18 protein-coding genes and 1 pseudogene are annotated in these 16,006 nt (G+C 72.5%); 13 read left to right on the top strand and 6 right to left on the bottom strand.

Annotated features, from left to right (window positions below; genetic code table 11):
* Positions 1 to 23: 23 nt before the first annotated feature.
* The 3 genes from ACZ7N4_RS25015 (at position 24) to ACZ7N4_RS25025 (ending at position 2,577) form a co-directional block, all read left to right on the top strand.
* On the top strand, positions 24 to 749 hold the full coding sequence (locus ACZ7N4_RS25015; protein ID WP_471361568.1) for a response regulator transcription factor: 726 nt from the start codon (positions 24 to 26) through the stop codon (positions 747 to 749).
* Entirely contained in the window at positions 750 to 2,189 is a 1,440-nt protein-coding gene (locus ACZ7N4_RS25020) for a sensor histidine kinase (protein ID WP_471361571.1), read from the top strand. It abuts the gene before it with no gap.
* 67 nt (positions 2,190 to 2,256) lie between these two features.
* Complete coding sequence (locus ACZ7N4_RS25025) at positions 2,257 to 2,577, top strand: hypothetical protein (RefSeq protein ID WP_471361574.1); 321 nt, start codon at positions 2,257 to 2,259, stop codon at positions 2,575 to 2,577.
* A gap of 15 nt (positions 2,578 to 2,592) precedes the next feature.
* Here the strand turns inward: ACZ7N4_RS25025 and ACZ7N4_RS25030 are convergent, their stop codons facing one another.
* Positions 2,593 to 2,865, bottom strand: a complete 273-nt coding sequence (locus ACZ7N4_RS25030; protein WP_356160384.1) for a hypothetical protein — start codon at positions 2,863 to 2,865, stop codon at positions 2,593 to 2,595.
* Between the two features lie 89 nt (positions 2,866 to 2,954).
* On the opposite strand from ACZ7N4_RS25030, the gene ACZ7N4_RS25035 reads away from it, so the two are divergent.
* Entirely contained in the window at positions 2,955 to 3,785 is an 831-nt protein-coding gene (locus tag ACZ7N4_RS25035) for a M55 family metallopeptidase (RefSeq protein ID WP_471361577.1), read from the top strand.
* 139 nt (positions 3,786 to 3,924) lie between these two features.
* Here the strand turns inward: ACZ7N4_RS25035 and ACZ7N4_RS25040 are convergent, their stop codons facing one another.
* A complete protein-coding gene (locus tag ACZ7N4_RS25040) occupies positions 3,925 to 4,815 on the bottom strand; it encodes a LysR family transcriptional regulator (protein ID WP_471361579.1) in 891 nt (296 codons plus the stop codon).
* An 81-nt stretch (positions 4,816 to 4,896) separates the two neighbouring features.
* On the opposite strand from ACZ7N4_RS25040, the gene ACZ7N4_RS25045 reads away from it, so the two are divergent.
* Both ACZ7N4_RS25045 and ACZ7N4_RS25050 read left to right on the top strand, forming a co-directional pair.
* Entirely contained in the window at positions 4,897 to 5,892 is a 996-nt protein-coding gene (locus ACZ7N4_RS25045; RefSeq protein WP_471361581.1) for an EamA family transporter, read from the top strand.
* Positions 5,889 to 6,548 carry an NAD(P)-dependent oxidoreductase gene (locus tag ACZ7N4_RS25050; RefSeq protein ID WP_471361584.1) on the top strand — a complete coding sequence of 220 codons (660 nt, stop codon included), beginning with the start codon at positions 5,889 to 5,891 and terminating at the stop codon, positions 6,546 to 6,548. The genes ACZ7N4_RS25045 and ACZ7N4_RS25050 overlap by 4 nt, the downstream gene beginning before the upstream one ends.
* Before the next feature lie 65 nt (positions 6,549 to 6,613).
* On the opposite strand, the pseudogene ACZ7N4_RS25055 reads toward ACZ7N4_RS25050, so the two are convergent.
* Positions 6,614 to 7,472 (bottom strand): annotated as a pseudogene (locus ACZ7N4_RS25055) (phosphorothioated DNA-binding restriction endonuclease).
* 212 nt (positions 7,473 to 7,684) lie between these two features.
* Positions 7,685 to 7,858, bottom strand: coding sequence for a CsbD family protein (locus ACZ7N4_RS25060; RefSeq protein WP_471361587.1), 174 nt, complete (start codon positions 7,856 to 7,858; stop codon positions 7,685 to 7,687).
* Between the two features lie 138 nt (positions 7,859 to 7,996).
* Between ACZ7N4_RS25060 and ACZ7N4_RS25065 the strand changes: the two genes are divergently transcribed.
* The 4 genes from ACZ7N4_RS25065 to ACZ7N4_RS25080 all read left to right on the top strand — a co-directional run bounded on the left by ACZ7N4_RS25065 (position 7,997) and on the right by ACZ7N4_RS25080 (position 11,558).
* Positions 7,997 to 8,167 carry a hydrophobic protein gene (locus ACZ7N4_RS25065; RefSeq protein WP_356938886.1) on the top strand — a complete coding sequence of 57 codons (171 nt, stop codon included), beginning with the start codon at positions 7,997 to 7,999 and terminating at the stop codon, positions 8,165 to 8,167.
* 220 nt (positions 8,168 to 8,387) lie between these two features.
* The gene (locus tag ACZ7N4_RS25070) at positions 8,388 to 9,236 is read left to right on the top strand and encodes an RNA polymerase sigma factor SigF (protein WP_471361590.1); all 849 of its coding nucleotides are present in this window, start codon (positions 8,388 to 8,390) and stop codon (positions 9,234 to 9,236) included.
* Positions 9,237 to 9,459: 223 nt separating this feature from the next.
* Positions 9,460 to 9,990 carry a methanogen output domain 1-containing protein gene (locus tag ACZ7N4_RS25075; protein ID WP_471361592.1) on the top strand — a complete coding sequence of 177 codons (531 nt, stop codon included), beginning with the start codon at positions 9,460 to 9,462 and terminating at the stop codon, positions 9,988 to 9,990.
* Positions 9,987 to 11,558, top strand: a complete 1,572-nt coding sequence (locus tag ACZ7N4_RS25080; RefSeq protein WP_471361595.1) for a PP2C family protein-serine/threonine phosphatase — start codon at positions 9,987 to 9,989, stop codon at positions 11,556 to 11,558. The genes ACZ7N4_RS25075 and ACZ7N4_RS25080 overlap by 4 nt, the downstream gene beginning before the upstream one ends.
* A 146-nt stretch (positions 11,559 to 11,704) precedes the next feature.
* On the opposite strand, the gene ACZ7N4_RS25085 is transcribed toward ACZ7N4_RS25080, so the two are convergent.
* On the bottom strand, positions 11,705 to 12,085 hold the full coding sequence (locus tag ACZ7N4_RS25085; protein ID WP_471361598.1) for an STAS domain-containing protein: 381 nt from the start codon (positions 12,083 to 12,085) through the stop codon (positions 11,705 to 11,707).
* A 214-nt stretch (positions 12,086 to 12,299) separates the two neighbouring features.
* On the opposite strand from ACZ7N4_RS25085, the gene ACZ7N4_RS25090 reads away from it, so the two are divergent.
* Positions 12,300 to 12,722 carry an ATP-binding protein gene (locus tag ACZ7N4_RS25090; RefSeq protein ID WP_471361948.1) on the top strand — a complete coding sequence of 141 codons (423 nt, stop codon included), beginning with the start codon at positions 12,300 to 12,302 and terminating at the stop codon, positions 12,720 to 12,722.
* Between the two features lie 91 nt (positions 12,723 to 12,813).
* Here the strand turns inward: ACZ7N4_RS25090 and ACZ7N4_RS25095 are convergent, their stop codons facing one another.
* On the bottom strand, positions 12,814 to 13,251 hold the full coding sequence (locus ACZ7N4_RS25095) for a hypothetical protein (RefSeq protein ID WP_003974483.1): 438 nt from the start codon (positions 13,249 to 13,251) through the stop codon (positions 12,814 to 12,816).
* 637 nt (positions 13,252 to 13,888) lie between these two features.
* On the opposite strand from ACZ7N4_RS25095, the gene hemL reads away from it, so the two are divergent.
* The gene (gene hemL / locus ACZ7N4_RS25100) at positions 13,889 to 15,208 is read left to right on the top strand and encodes a glutamate-1-semialdehyde 2,1-aminomutase (protein WP_471361601.1); all 1,320 of its coding nucleotides are present in this window, start codon (positions 13,889 to 13,891) and stop codon (positions 15,206 to 15,208) included.
* Positions 15,205 to 15,909 (top strand): histidine phosphatase family protein, encoded by a 705-nt coding sequence (locus ACZ7N4_RS25105; protein WP_471361603.1) that lies wholly within the window; start codon positions 15,205 to 15,207, stop codon positions 15,907 to 15,909. Before hemL ends, ACZ7N4_RS25105 begins: the two co-directional genes overlap by 4 nt.
* Positions 15,910 to 16,006 lie beyond the last annotated feature (97 nt).

Raw genomic sequence — 16,006 nt, forward strand, 5'->3', positions numbered from 1 at the left:
CCCGGCCTTGGCACACTGGCTACGTGCCCCAGACTGTGCTGCTCGCCGAAGACGACCGTGCCATCCGTCATGCCCTGGAGCGTGCCCTGACGCTGGAGGGCTACCAGGTGACGGCGGTCGCCGACGGCGTGGAAGCGCTGGCGCAGGCCCACACGAACCCGCCGGACGTCCTCGTGCTCGACGTGATGATGCCGGGCATCGACGGCCTCCAGGTCTGCCGGGTGCTGCGCGCCGAGGGCGACCGGACCCCGATTTTGATGCTCACCGCCCTCGTGGAGACCGCCGACCGCATCGCGGGCCTGGACGCCGGCGCCGACGACTACGTGGTCAAGCCGTTCGACGTCGAGGAGGTCTTCGCCCGGCTGCGGGCCCTGCTGCGCCGCACCAGCCCGGTGCCCGCCGCCGGTGCCGCACCGGAGAGCACCGGGCGGGAGGCGCAGGTGACCGACCGGCAGGTGGAGGCCGCCGGCATCCGCATGGACCTCCAGGCCCGCCGGGCCTGGCGCGGCCGGCGCGAGCTGGAACTGACCCGCACCGAGTTCGAGCTGCTGGAACTGCTCGCGCGCAACGCGGGCATCGTCCTCGACCACTCCACGATCTACGACCGGATCTGGGGGTACGACTTCGGGCCCGGCTCCAAGAACCTCGCCGTCTACGTCGGCTACCTGCGCCGCAAGCTGGACGAGCCCGGCGCCCCGCAGCTGATCCACACGGTGCGGGGCGTGGGTTACGTGCTGCGGGAGGACTAGGTGGGCCGCCGCTGGCGGCTGCCGGCCGGGCCCCGGCCGAAGCTGGTCTCCCTGCGCACCACGTTCGCGGTCTCCTTCGCCGCCGTCACCGCCGCCGTGACGATCCTCGTCGGCATCCTGTCGTACAACTCCGCCGCCCGGCTCGTCCGCGTCGACCAGCAGTCGGTGTTCACGCAGGTCGTGCAGGACGTGCGGGACGAGGTGCGGCAGCACGCGATGAGCCCGGACGACTTCTCCTCCTCCCGTCCCGGGCACGACGTGGTCCGCCCCGCCCGCACCGACGTGCAGGTGCTCGGCGCGCGGGGGCAGATCGTGGACCACGGCAGCCCGGTGCTGCCGGTCACCGCCCGGGACCGGGACATGACCGTCGCGCGGACGGCCGGGCGGGTGGTCCAGCACAAGGACGTACGGGTGGACGCGGACCTGTTCCGCATCGCCACCGTCTCCCTCGGTGACGGGCGCGGAGCCGTGCAGGTCGCACAGGAGTTCAGCGACACCGAGGACCTGCTGCGGGCGCTCCAGCAGCGGACGCTGATCCTGATGGCGGCGGTCGTGGTGGCGGCCGGGCTGTTCGGATGGTGGCTGGCCCGGCGGATCACCCGGCGCCTGGTGGTCCTCACCTCCGCCGCCGAGGACGTCGCCCGCACCCGGCAGCTGGGCATCCAGGTGCCGGTGGCCGGTCTGGACGAGGTGGGGCGCCTCGGCCGTGCCTTCGACCGGATGCTGGGGCGGCTCGCGCAGTCCGAGGAGGACCAGCGCAGGCTGGTTCAGGACGCCGGACACGAACTGCGCACCCCGCTCACCTCCCTGCGGACGAACATCTCGCTGCTCCGGCGCATCGACGAACTCCCGCCCGGCAGCCGGGAGGAACTGGTCGCCGACCTCTCCCAGGAGGCGAGGGAGCTGACCGACCTGGTCAACGAGCTGGTCGACCTCGCCGCCGGGCAGTCCGACGCCGAGCCGCCCCAGCGGGTGGACCTCGCCGACCTCGCCGAGGACGTCGTCGGGCTGGCCAGACGCCGTACCGGCCGGGACGTCGTGCTGAGCGCGAGCGGTGACACCACGACCGACGGACGGCCCGGGATGCTCCAGCGGGCCATCTCCAACCTGGTCGAGAACGCGGCCAAGTTCGACCGGGGCGGCAAGGCGCCGATCGAGGTCGCCGTCACCGGGCCGGCCCGGCCGGGCACGGTGCGGGTGGAGGTGCGCGACCGGGGGCCCGGGATCGCCGAGGGCGACCTCGTCCGCATCTTCGACCGCTTCTACCGCGCCGCCGACGCCCGCTCCCAGCCCGGCTCGGGCCTCGGCCTCTCCATCGTGCGCGAAGTCGCCATGGCCCACGGCGGTGCCCCGTTCGCCTACCGGCGCGAGGGGGGCGGCGCGGTCATCGGGTTCACGGTCGGCGGCGGGATCGTGCCGGGCACCGGCCGGGGTGAGTAGGAGTACCTACCCGGTGACCGGTAGGCACGCCCATCCGCGCGCCCCCTCGCGGCCGTAGCGTCGCCGTATGCCCGAGGAGAGCCCACCGGCCGAGCCCACGCCCGAGACGGCCGGGACCACGCCTGTCACCGAGACCGCGACCGCCGCCGAGCCGGCCCGTTCCGGTGCCCGTTCCCTCGGCCCCGGCTGTTTCGGCTGCGGCGGACTCGTGTTCGTCGCCGTGGTGGCCCTGTTCATCCAGCTCACCTGGAACCGGGAGTACTTCTCGGGCGGCTCCGCCGGGCCCTGCGCCCACGACCCCGGCTGGACGGAGGGCGCGGACCCCTACTACCCCGACTCCGCCGCCCGGTCCGTGACGCCGCCCGTTCTCGGTCCGGCGAGGCGGTGAGCCATCCGGCCGTGCTCAGTCGGCCTGTCCGCGCCGGGCCGCCGTCAGGTGCCAGGCCAGGTTGCCCACCGCCGCCCCGGCGGCCACGGCGGCGACGATCACCCCGCCGGTCGCGAGGCCGTCGCTGAACAGGTGCGGGCGCCGGTCCAGGCTGTGCAGCCCGAAGCCGCACAGCTCGTACACGCCGACGGCGGCGATGACCAGGCTGACGACCAGCACGGTCAGCGTCGGCGCCAGATCACGCGCGCAGACCTCCGTACCGGGCTCCGCTTCCGTGGTGTCCTGCATGGGTCCCCCGTTGAACAGACGTGTGAACGGCCCGCTGGGCGTTGGCGATTGGGAACCTACAATACGTAGGGTCGGATAGGGTCGACGCCGTGCGGATCTACATCAGCGCGGACATGGAAGGCATCACCGGGCTCGTCGACGCCGACGACGTCCAGCCGGGCGGCCGGGACTACGAGCGGGGCCGCACCATGATGGCCGAGGACGTGAACGCCGCCGTGCGGGGCGCCTTGGCCGCCGGAGCGAGAAGTGTCCTCGTCAACGACGCCCACGGGCCGATGCGCAACCTGCTCCCCGAGGCGCTGCACCCGGCGGCCCGCCTGGTCCGGGGCAGGCCCAAGCAGCTCGGCATGCTGGAGGGCCTGACCGGGGAGTACGACGCCGCGCTGTGCGTGGGCTACCACTCCCGGGCCGGGGCGCCGGGCGTGCTCAGCCACAGCTTCATGGGGCACGAGATCGAGGACATGTGGCTGGACGGCCGCCCGGTCGGCGAGATCGGCCTCGCCCACGCCACGGCGGCGGCCCTCGGGGTGCCCGTGGTGGTCCTCACGGGTGACGACGCGGCGTGCGCGGAGATGACGGAGTGGGACCCGTCGGTCGTGACCGTCCCGGTGAAGTACGCCCATGACCGGTTCGCGGCCGAGCTGCGGCCGGCCGGGGAGGCGCGCGAGGCCATCGAGGAGACGGTCGCCCGGGCGCTGACCCCGGCCCCGGCCCGCCCGGAGCCGTCCGCCGCCGAGGCGACCCTCACCGTGCGCTGGCAGTCCGCGTCGGTCGCCGCCACCCTGCAGGGCATCCCCGGCGTGACCGCCGAGGACACGCGGACGGTCCGGGCGAGCGGACCGTTGCCCGCGCTGTACCGGCAGTTCGGGGTGTGGATGCGGGTGGCGGCCTCCCTCACGAACCAGGCGCCGTACTGCTGACCTCGGCGGGGCGGTCCCGGGCGGTGCCGTGGAGGTCCCGGGCGGTGCGGCGGGCGTAGACGCGGGCGGCGCGGGTGCAGCGCCAGCGGCGGCGGCCATGGCGGAGCAGGTGGCGGGCGCAGGACGGTGCCGGTCGCGTTCACGTGGGCGCGCCGGCCCCCAGGACGTCGAGCATGGCCCGGGTGGCCGGGCTGGGGTTGAAGCGGCTCCACGCCAGACACTCCACGCGGTGCGGCCCGTCGACCACCGGGACCAGCGCCAGCGCGGGATCACCGGCGGCCAGCGGCCGGATGAACGCCGAGGGCAGCAGCGCGACACCGAGCCCGCGCGCCACCAGCCGCGTGATCAGCTCCACCACCCCGGCCTCGTACGCCACGTCACGGACCAGGTCCGCCGCCGCGAACGCCTGATCCGACTGGGCCCGGGCGGGTGTCCCGGCCACGAAGTCCACGAACGTCTCGTCGGCGATCTCCCGCAGCGTCACCCGGCCCGCACCCGCCAGCCGGTGCCCGGCCGCCACGACCAGGACGTGCGCGTCGTGGGCGAGGACGAGGCTCTCCACCCCGGAGGGCCGCTGGTCCTCCGGCAGTCCCAGGAAGGCGATGTCCAGGTCCCCCGCCCGGATCGCCGCCGCCAGCTCGTCACTGCGCCCGGACCGGAGCATCACCCGGACCTGCGGGTGCCGGGCCCGGTACCGCTGCAACACCTCCGCCACGTCCACGGCGGCCGTGGTCACGATCACGCCGACGGCCAGCCGCCCCCGGACCACCCCGGCCGCGGCGGACGCGTCGGCCATCGCGCGGTCCGCCGCGGCCAGTGCCTCCCGCGCCCGGGCCACGAACGCCTCGCCCGCACTGGTGAGTTCGACCCGCCGACTGGTCCGCGCGAACAGCCGCACCCCCAACTCCCGCTCCAGCGCGCCGATCCGGTGACTGAGCGAGGACTGCACCACGTAACAGCGCTCGGCAGCCCGGGTGAAGTTACGGGTCTCGGCGACGGCGACGACGTACCGCATCTGCTGGAGGTCCACGCCATTCATCGTTGTCGTTCATGGCTGCGATGACAACCATGTCCTGGACGCATGGCGGGCCGTCCGCCGAGACTTTCCGACATGCCCCCGCGCCCGCACACCCACCGGCCGGCCACCGTCCTGCTGACCGCCCTCGCCCCCGCCGCCTGGGGCACGACCTACGTCGTCACCAGCGAACTCCTGCCGCCCGGCCATCCGTTGTTCGCCGGCCTCATGCGCGCCCTGCCCGCCGGACTGCTCGGTCTGGCCCTCACCCGCGTCCTGCCGCGCGGGGACTGGTGGTGGAAGGCCGTCGTCCTCGGCCTGCTCAACATCGGCGGGATGCCCCTGCTGTTCGTGGCCGCCCAGCGGCTCCCCGGTGGCGTCGCCGCCACCCTGGGTGCCACCCAGCCGCTGCTGGTCGCCGCCCTGGCCATCGCGGTGCTCCACGACCGGCCGACCGCCTGGCGCTGGGCCTGGGGCGTCCTCGGCGTGGCCGGCGTCGGACTCGTCGTCCTCGGGCCGCACGCCCGGCTGGACGCCGTGGGGGTGCTCGCCGGTCTCGGCCATACGGCGACCATGGCCGGCGGGGTCGTCCTCACCAGGCGCTGGGGCAGGCCGGCGGGGGCCGGACCGCTGACCCTGGCCGGCTGGCAGCTCACCGTCGGGGGACTGCTCCTGCTCCCGCCGACCCTGCTGTTCGAGGGGCTGCCCGAGCGGATCGACGCGGGTGCCGTCGGCGGCTACCTGTGGCTCGGCAGCATGGGCGGCCTCATCGCGTACACCCTCTGGTTCCGCGGCCTGGCCACCCTCCCGGTCGGCGCCTCCGCGCCGCTCGTGCTGCTTTCCCCGCTGGTCGCCACCGGCATCGGCACGGCCCGTGGCGAGTCCCTGACCCTGCCCCAGAGCTGCGGCTTCGCCCTGGCCCTGGCGGCACTGCTGGCCGCGCAACTCGACCCGGCATGGACGAGAAGGCTCGGCAGGCCACCGCGGACGAGAACCCCCGACAACCCACCGTGGACGAGAAGTCCCGGCAATCCACCGCGGACAGGGAAACCCCGTCCGCCACGGACGAGAAGAGGAGAACGGACCACATGAGCGCAACCATGACGATCGCGGTCCTCGGCGCCACCGGAACGGTCGGCAGCCGGGTCGTCACCGAGGCCGTCGCACGCGGCCACCGCGTGCTGGCCCTGTCCCGGAAGCCGACGAGCGAGCACCCGGACGTGACCCCCGTCCCGGTCGACGCCCGCGACCCCGACGCCGTGCGCGCGGCGCTCGCGGACTCCGGCGCCGACACCGTCGTGGTGACCGTACGCACCGACCCGGTGGACGAGGACTTCCTGCTCGGCACCACCCGGGCCGTCCTGGACGCGGCTGCACGGCTGGAGGCGCGCGTCCTGGTGATAGGCGGGGCCGGTGCCCTGCGCAGCCCCGGTGCGCCCGGCCTCCTGGTGGCCGACGACCCGGCCCACGTCCCGCCGCAGTGGCAGCCGGTCGCCGCCGCCGGAGTGGCCCAGCTGCGGACCTGCCGGGCCCACGCCCACACCGACTGGATCTACCTCAGCCCCCCGGCCCTCCTCGAACCCGGCACCCGTACCGCCCGCTACCGGCGCGGCACCGACACCCTGCTCACCGCGGCCGACGGCCGGTCCTGGATCAGCGCGGAGGACCTGGCCGTGGCCGCCCTGGACGAGCTGGAGAACCCGGGCGACGACCGGCACATCACGGTCGTCCACGCCGGGGAGGGGTGAGGCGCGGCAGGGAGCGGCCGTACTGCCCGACCCCGTATGACGGCCCGTCCGGTTCGCAGGAGCGGTCAGGCCGGGGCGGGGCGGGGTCCGCCGTGGAAGACCTGCGGGTGGGCCAGTCGTGGTGGGCCTCGGCGACGGGGCGGGAGCCGGGCCGGGGGCTGCTCGCCGGCGGCGGGGCTGTGACCGACGAAGCGTGGTGAGACCAGGACGCGGTGGTCGTCTCCCACGCCGAGGACGCTCCTGTCGAAGGGTTTGTGGTGCAGCGCGCACCGGCACGGCCCGTTCTCGGTCTCGTCGGGTCCGTCGAACGCCCACCAGCGCACGTGGGCGGCCTCCAGCCCGACCGGGACCGCGCCGGTCCCGCCGTCGTACCCGCAGAAGGCGCACCGGTATGCGTAGGCGGTCAGGACCATCTCCCGCATCCGCGGGTCCCGTTGCCTGCGTACCGCAGGCAGCTGCTCGGCCTCCGCCGGCTCCGGTCCCAGGCCGACGGCTGCGCACGGTTCCCCGTGCGGGGAAGGCGGGAAGTGCAGGTCGCGCAGCAGTCGCGCGATCCTGCCGAGCAGGTCCGGTTCGCGTAACAGGGCCGTCCTCGGGTCCGGTGCGAGTCGTCCGGTGGCGCCCGTCTCGCGGAGGTCCCGTACCCCGCTGCCGGGGCTGCCCGGTTTCCGATCGGTGCGCACTTCCCAGACGCCGTCGCCGACCAGGTGGTGGAAGGGGTGGGCGGGCGTCGTCCCTGCGAGGCGGCCCGTACTCGGTGAGCAGGCGCTGCAGGTCCTGTTCCACGGCGGTGTACCGCGGTCCGCCGTCGGCGTCCTCCCGGAATCGGCCGAGGGCGTACGGGAGCAGCAGCGGCTTGTGCGGAGCCCGCGTTCCGCTCCTGGTCCACCGCCTCGGCTTCGCCATCCGCTCCAGCCGGTCCACGCCGGGTGAGCGTAGACGGGGCGGCTCGACCACGTGCTGCTGATCAGGACGGCCGCGCGCCCGGGAACAGGGCCGCGATCCGTTGCGTCATCGGCCTGGATCCGTCGCCCGTCGGCCTGAAGTGAAAGCCGCCGCGGCGGAATTGGCCGGAAACGCCGAAGCGGGCCCTCGGACGGGGAGGGCCCGCTTCGGCGACGAAAGGAAATGCGTCGTCAGTGCTTGAACGCGTCCTTGGCCTTTTCCTTGGCCTCGCGGGCGTCACCGGTGGTCTTCTTCGCCTTTCCATCGGCGGCCATACGCTCGTTCCCGACGGCGTTCCCCAGGGTCTCCTCGACCTTGCCTTCCGCCTGCTCGGTCTTCGCCTTGGCCTTCTCGCCGGCAGTCATGGAACACGCCTCCTCGTCGTTGCTGTTCCGCTGTCACGGTGATTCGCTGGTGCCCCGGCTTTCGCGGCACAAACAAATCGTCCGCCGATGAATGGACGGGAAATCGCCGGGCACACGCCGGTCAGGAGGTCGATAACTATGGTTCCCCTGCTTCTCGTTCTACTGCTGGCCGTGATCCTCTTCGGCGCCGGCTTCGCCGTCAAAATCCTTTGGTGGGTCGCCCTTGCCGTCCTGGTGCTGTGGCTCCTCGGCTTCGTCATGCGTTCCACGAACGCCGGGGGTGGCCGCGGCCGCTGGTATCGATGGTGACCTGACCCGCAGGCGCACACCCTGACACAGGGCAACAGGGCCCGGCCGTGACGGCCGGGCCCTGTGCGCGTGCGAGTGGGGTCTCCGCGGCCGCCGGACCGCCCGGCCGACAACGTGGCCACCTCATGGGCATGCCCGGCAGGTGTCGGGGTAGGCGGGTCGTCGTCGGCCCGTGAGGGGCCGGCGCCGTTCGGGGGAATGGACAGGGAGGGAAAGCATCATGGCGACGACAGTTATCGCGTCCGGCGCGGACACGGAGACAGTGAGCCTGCCGGAGGTCGCCGACCCCTCCAAGGTGGCCCCCAAGGATGCCCGTGAGCTGTCCCGGCTGTTCTTCGACCAGCTGGCGGTGCTGGAGGAAGGCACCCCGGAGTACAGCTACGCGCGGAACACGCTGATCGAGATGAACATGTCCCTGGTCCGCTACGCGGCCGGCCGGTTCCGCAGCCGCGGGGCGGAGGAGATGGAGGACATCGTCCAGGTCGGCATGATCGGCCTGATCAAGGCGATCGACCGGTTCGAGCTCGTGCGCGAGGTGGAGTTCACCTCGTTCGCGATCCCCTACATCGTGGGTGAGATCAAGCGGTTCTTCCGCGACACCACCTGGGCCGTGCACGTGCCGCGCCGCCTGCAGGAGGCCCGCGTCCAACTGGCCCGCGCCACCGAGGAACTCCGCAGCCGCCTGGACCGCGATCCGACGGTCAAGGAGCTGTCGGAACTGATGAGCCTGTCCGAGGAGGAAGTCGTGGAGGCCCGGCTCGCCTCCAACGGCTACAACTCCGCCTCGCTCGACGCGGCCCTGAGCACGAGCGAGGACGGCGAGGCCGCCCTGGCGGACTTCATCGGCGCCGAGGACCAGGCGCTGGAACTGGTGGAGGACTTCCACGCGCTCGCCCCGATGATCGCGGCTCTCGACGACCGTGACCGGCAGATCATCCACATGCGGTTCGTCGAGGAACTGACCCAGGCCCAGATCGGTGAGCACCTCGGCGTCTCCCAGATGCACGTCTCCCGCCTGCTGTCCCGCTGCCTGGCCCGGCTGCGCGAAGGCATGCTCACCACCAGCTGACACCCGGGTGGGCCACTGGCCCTTCCGCACGCGCCGCCGCACCCGCCCTCTTCCTGCCCACGGCGGGTGCCGTCACAGGGGTTGAAGGGGCGGGTACCGTAAGGATGGTGATGGTCCGGCTCACCGGCGGGCGCCAGTCACTAGAGTGCATCCAGTGGCAGTACTTGCGCCGCCGCGGCCGACAACGTCGCGCTGGTCGCGGCAGAAGGGCGGAGGAGAGCGCATGGAGCATGTCGGGGACGTGGAGATCGCGCTGGATCGCGATGTGTTCCTGCGGACGCTGGTGCGCGAGCTGGCGACGTCGCTGGAATCCGTGATCGGTCTGGAGGAGGCGTCCGGCTACATCAGCGTGGTCGGGCAGGCCGTGGGGACGCAGATCGACGAGATGTACCTCAAGGCGCTGGGCGTGGACCGGCTCAGCAGGGAGCAGATCGCCGGGGCGCTGGTGGACCTCAAACGCCGTATCAAGGGCGACTTCTACGTCATCGAGTCCGACGAGACGAAGATCGTGCTCGGCAACCGGGCCTGCCCGTTCGCGGAGAAGGTGCTGGGCCGCGAGTCGATGTGCATGATGACGTCCAACGTCTTCGGCACCATCGCCGCTCGCAACACCGGCTACGCCCGCGTGGAGCTGCAGGAGACCATCGCCCGCGGCAGCGCCGGCTGCCGCGTCGTCGTACACCTGGTTCCCGACGCGGACCCGGAGACGGTCACGGGCCGTGAATACTTCGGCGACCCGGCTGTCATGCCATGACGCTTGGCCTGTTCAGGGCCATCACCAGACTGCTGCCCAACCCGGTGCTGCTGTGCGGGGCCGACGGCCGCATCCTGGCCGCCAACCCCGCTGCGACGCGCTGCGACGGCCGGCTCGCCCCGGGTGCCAGCCTGTTCGAGGTGGCGACCGAGGACGCCCAGCTGCGCAGCCACCTGGCCACCTGGCTGCGCAGCGGCAGTCCGGTGCCCGGCGTCGTCGGCATCAAGGACGCCGACGGGGTCGTCCGCCGGTTCCGCTGCCACGGTGCGCGGGCGCAGTGGCTGAACGAGCCCGTGCCCGCGGCCCAGTTGCACCTGGCCCGGACGGACGGTGCCGACCAGTTCGTCGCGCTCAGCCAGCAGATCGCCGCCCTGAACCGGGAGGTGGCGTTCCGACGGTCACTGGAGGGTGAGCGGACCCGGCTGCTGGCCGCGGAACAGGCCGCACGCACCCAACTGCAGCACCTGTACGCCCTGACGGCCGCCCTCGCGACCGCGGTCACCCTCTCCGAGGTCGCGCGGGCGGTCCACGACACCGCGCCGGCCGCCCTGGGCGCCACCGCCGTGGAACTCCACCTGCACAGCGCACGCCTGGTACCGCCCCTGGGACCGGGTGAACGCCTCCCCGGTGCCGTGGACTGGACGGACCTCGACCAGCCCGCGCCTCCCGGCCCGCATCGAACGGACCGGGAACCGGAGCCGGGCACGTTCACCCTGCCGCTCGAAGCGGACGGCACGCACCTGGGCCGGCTGTCCGCCCACGGCGTCCGTGCGCCGACCGCCGCCGAACACGCCACCGCCGTGGCACAGCAGGTCGCCCAGGCGCTGCGCCGCGCCGGGCTGCACGAACACGAACACCGCGTCGCCGAACGCCTGCAGCGCAGCCTCCTGCCGCAACTGCCCGGCGTTCCCGGCCTCGACGCCGCCACGTGCTACGCACCCGGCAGCGATCTCCTCTTCGTCGGCGGTGACTGGTACGACGTCTACGACATCGACGCGGACCACATCGGTCTCAGCATCGGCGACGTCGCCGGCCACGGGCTGCCCGAGGCGACGGTCATGGCGCAGATCACCGCTGCCCTGCGCAACATCGTCCCCCGCTGCGGCACCCGGCCCACAGCCGTCCTGGAAGCGCTCAACGCCTTCCTCGGCCGCTACCACCCAGGGCGGATGGCCACCGCCTGCTACGCCGTCTTCAACCGCTCCACCCGCGCCCTGGCCTACGCCGCCGCCGGTCACCCGCCACCGCTGCTCATCCACGCCGACGGCAGCAGCGCCTACCTCGATCAGGCCACCCGACCACCCCTGGGCCCCGTCCCCGGCATCCCGTACCGCCAGGCCACCCTCACCCTCGCCGACGACGACACCCTGCTCCTCTACACCGACGGATTGATCGAGCGCCGCCACGAAGACATCACCGTCGGACTGCGACGGCTGACCGCGTGCGCCCGCACCACCGCCGGCCTGCCCCTGGAAGAACTGTGCGACCGCTTCCTGCACCACCACCCCGACACCGCCTTCCCCGACGACCGGGCCCTGCTCGCGGCGCGCTTCCTCCCACCCGCATGACGCACCCGAGGGACGGAAGAGCCCGTCCGGGGGGCCTGACGCCTGCCGGACTCCGCGCCGAGGCGCGTCCGGTCGATGTCCGGTCCCGCCGCGCGCCCGGCTCCCACCTGCCGCCGGTCCCCGCGGCGCGCGACGCGTCGGCCGCGTCAGCCGGAGAGTGCGTCGCGGAGGGTGGAGCGGCAGTCGATGACCGCGTCGACACCGACGATCTGCAGGGTGCGCAGGACGGACTCGGTGGGTGCGGCCAGCCGCAGCCAGCCGCCGGCCTCGCTGAGGACGCGGTGCGCGAGGAGGAAGATGTTGATGCCGCTGGAGTCCATGAAGGCGACCTGCCGCAGGTCGGCCACGACCCGTGGGCGATCGGTGCCGGAGACGTCCAGCGCCTCGCGCAGCGTCCCGCCGCTCTGGTGGTCGATCTCCCCGGCCACGGTGAGGACACGAATGCCGTCGCCGGTGAGCGTGGTGCGGACCGACAGCGGGCCGGGTCGTCCGGCTTCTTCGGTATCCGCCATTGCTCCCTCAGTCATGTCGGCGATACTGGCACACCAAGATCCGGGCTTGGAGCATTCCCCGGCACGGCACGGGTGATGCTCCTGTGTGGGGAAGGCAACAAAACCACGGGGAGACTTTCCCGCGTCTGTTCGGGTACGCGTGAGGATGGCGGAAGGCGGCCGGCGACCGTGATGGAACCAGATCTTGAGTGAGGACACGTCGGCACCGCACGAGCGGCCCCTCCCCGAGATGACGGTCGCCCTGGACGGGGGTGGCGCGGGCATCGCGCAGGCACGCCATCTGGCCACGGGTTTCCTCACGCGGGCTCGGGCCGAGAACCGGCTGCCCGTCTCGCAACGCGCCATCGATCTCACCCAGCTGGTCGTCAGCGAACTGGTCACCAACGCGGGCAAGTACGCGCCGGGCCCGGCGGGGATGGAGCTGCGCATCGCCGACGGCATGGTGGAGATCGTGGTCTGGGACTCCGACCCGGTGCTGCCGGTCGCGAGGGCCGCCGACGCCGGCCGGGTGGGACAGCACGGCCTGGAGATCGTGATGGCCGTCGTCCAGGGTTTCGAGGCCCGCCCGGCACCGGTCGGCAAACGCATCACCGCCCGCATCGCCCTGCACGACGCTCCGCTCCCTACGCCCGAGGACCCCTCCGGACCGTAGAACGCCGCCCTGCCCCGGCCGCCCTCAGGCCCTTCCCGGCACATGACGAAGGCGGGGTCCGAAAACCCCGCCCGCTACCCGGAGACCCGGCTCAGGGCCACACCAGGCAATACGGCTGATGCCCCGCCTCGTGCAGCCGGTGGCTGAAGTCCTGCCACTCGTGCAGCAACTGGTACACGTTGAACGCGTCCCGCGGTCCGCCCCGGTCCGGGACCGTCGACCAGATGAACGCCGCCGCGCCGACCGCCTCCTCGCCGATGCCGCGCAGGGGGTCGACGACCGTCATGGGGAGCTTGACGACGGCGTAGTCGGGGTGCAGGACGACCAGTTCCAGCGGGGGCACCTTGTGGAGCGGGACGCCCTCGATGCCGGTGAGGACCATCGCGGCCATCGTCTCCGGCTTGATCTTGGTGAACATGCCGTTCATGCCCAGCTCGTCGCCGCCGAGTTCCTCGGGACGCATCGAGATGGGGACGCGGGCCGCGGTCGCGCCGTCGGGCGCGCCGAAGTATTTGTACGTCACCCCCACCCGACCACCATTCCTGCTCCCCGCCCGGAGGCGGTCGGCCCGGGGGTCGAGCCGGCGGTCGGCCGGCCGCTCCGGCCTGCGCTCGCGGCGCTGGCCGGGCTCGCTGTCGAGCTCCCGGTCGATCTGCCGGTCGTACCGCTCGGGCTCACTCGGTACACCCTGTGTCTGACGTGCGTCGCTCTGCCGTGTCTCGGTCGTTTCCTCCGCGTCGCGCCGGTGCCTTCCCCGCCGGGCACGTCGAGGACCCAGGTCATCAGTCCCCTCGCCCAGTCCGCCACCGCGATGCATATCTCCACCCGACTGCTTTTCTAGGACGCGTGGCCCCCGCCGCGCAACCCGATCATCGTGTCAGTGACCTCCCCCACGGCCGCACGCCGAAACGTGCGGTGGAACAACAGTCCACGCGGGAAATCCCCGGCCCCTGATCATTACGTGCGTATGAGCTGTGTGTATCAGGTCTCAGTCTCGCAGATGAGGGATGACGCCACGCGCGGCCGAGACACCGCCCCGTTCGCCGCCGCGTTCGCCGCTCCGATCCCGAGGCCGACCGCGGTCGACCCGGGCCGCGGCCTACCCTGAGGAGGTCACCCAGCAACCAGAGTCGGAGAAGCCGGAGAAGCCGCACGTCATGAGTGCCATGAGCGAAACGCCCCATCCCTACGACGCGCCCGCCTCACAGGCGCTCTTCGACCGCGCCTCCGTCGTCACCCCGGGCGGGGTGAACTCCCCGGTGCGCGCCTTCCGCGCCGTCGGCGGCACCCCCCGGTTCATGGTGTCGGGCAAGGGCGCCTACCTCACCGACGCCGACGGGCGCGAGTACGTCGACCTGGTCTGTTCCTGGGGTCCCATGATCCTGGGGCACTCGCACCCGGAGGTCATCGCCGCCGTACAGGAGGCCGTGGGCCGCGGTACGTCCTTCGGTACGCCCGGTGAGGGCGAGGTCGAGCTGGCCGAGGAGATCGTCGCCCGGGTCGAGCCCGTCGAGCAGGTACGGCTCGTCAGCAGCGGCACCGAGGCGACCATGTCCGCCATCCGGCTCGCCCGCGGTTTCACCCGGCGGTCCAAGGTGATCAAGTTCGCCGGGTGCTACCACGGGCACGTGGACTCGCTGCTCGCCGCGGCCGGCAGCGGTGTCGCGACCTTCGCGCTGCCCGACACCCCCGGAGTCACCGGGGCCCAGGCCGGCGACACGATCGTGCTGCCGTACAACGACCTGGAGGCCGTCCAGGAGGCCTTCCACCGGCACCCCGGTGAGATCGCCTGCGTGATCACCGAGGCGTCCCCGGGCAACATGGGCGTCGTGCCGCCGGACCCGGGGTTCAACCAGGGCCTGAAGGACGCCTGCCGGAAGAACGGCGCCCTCTTCATCTCCGACGAGGTCATGACCGGTTTCCGCACCAGCCGCGCCGGGTGGTACGGCGTGGAGGGCGTGCGGCCGGACCTCATGACCTTCGGGAAGGTCATGGGCGGCGGTTTCCCGGCCGCCGCCTTCGGCGGTCGCGCCGACGTCATGGCGCACCTCGCCCCCGCCGGGCCCGTCTACCAGGCCGGCACCCTCTCCGGAAACCCCGTCGCCACCGCCGCCGGTCTCGCCCAGCTGCGGCTGCTCGACGACGCCGCCTACGACAAGGTCGACGCCGTCTCGGCGCAGATCCAGACCCTGGTCACGGAGGCGCTGAGCAAGGAGGGCGTGGCGCACCGGCTGCAGACGGCCTCCAACATGTTCTCCGTGTTCTTCACGGACCGGCAGGTGCGCACCTACGAGGACGCCAAGCGGCAGGAGTCGTACCGCTTCACCGCGTTCTTCCACTCGCTGCTGGCGAACGGCGTGTACCTGCCGCCGTCGTCCTTCGAGTCCTGGTTCGTGTCCACGGCCCACGACGACCGGGCCATCCAGAAGATCGCCGACGCCCTTCCGGCGGCGGCCCGGGCGGCTGCGGAGGCCACGGCGAAATGAGCACCTCACCCGAGAACAAGGACGTCACCGTCGTCCACGTGATGCGGCACGGCGAGGTCGAGAACCCGGACGGGATCCTGTACGGGCGGCTGCCCGGCTACCACCTGTCCGAGCTGGGCCGGAAGATGGCCGAGCGGGTCGCCGAGCACCTCGCGCCACGGGACGTCACCTACGTCTGCTCCTCGCCGCTGGAGCGGGCGCAGGAGACCGCCACCCCGATCGCCAAGGCGCACGGGCTGGACCTGGACACCGACGCGCGGCTGATCGAGGCCGAGAACATCTTCCAGGGCAAGACCTTCGGCGTCGGCGACGGCGCGCTCCAGCGGCCGGAGAACTGGAAGTACCTCGTCAACCCGTTCCGGCCGTCCTGGGGCGAGCCGTACGTGGACCAGGTCGTGCGGATGATGGGCGCGCTGGACGCGGCCAAGGACCGGGCGCGGGGGCACGAGGCGGTGCTGGTGAGCCATCAGCTGCCGATCTGGATCGTGCGCTCGTACGTCGAGCGGCGGCGGCTGTGGCACGACCCGCGCAAGCGGCAGTGCACCCTGGCCTCCCTGACGACGTTCACCTACCTGGGTGACAAGATCGTGTCCGTGGGGTACAGCGAGCCCGCCATCGATCTGGTCCCGGCCCATCTGCGGGCCGGCGCCAGGCCGCAGAAGGGCAAGGGCACCGCGCAGGGGAAGGCCTTCGGCGCCTGACCGGCCGAACTCCGGTGCACTGACAGTCCGTTTGACGTGACTTAGGGTGTTTTTGCCGGAAACCTAGCGAAAAACATAAGAATTACTGGAACCTCCC

The sequence above is a fragment of the Streptomyces sp. NPDC107654 genome (assembly GCF_055639035.1).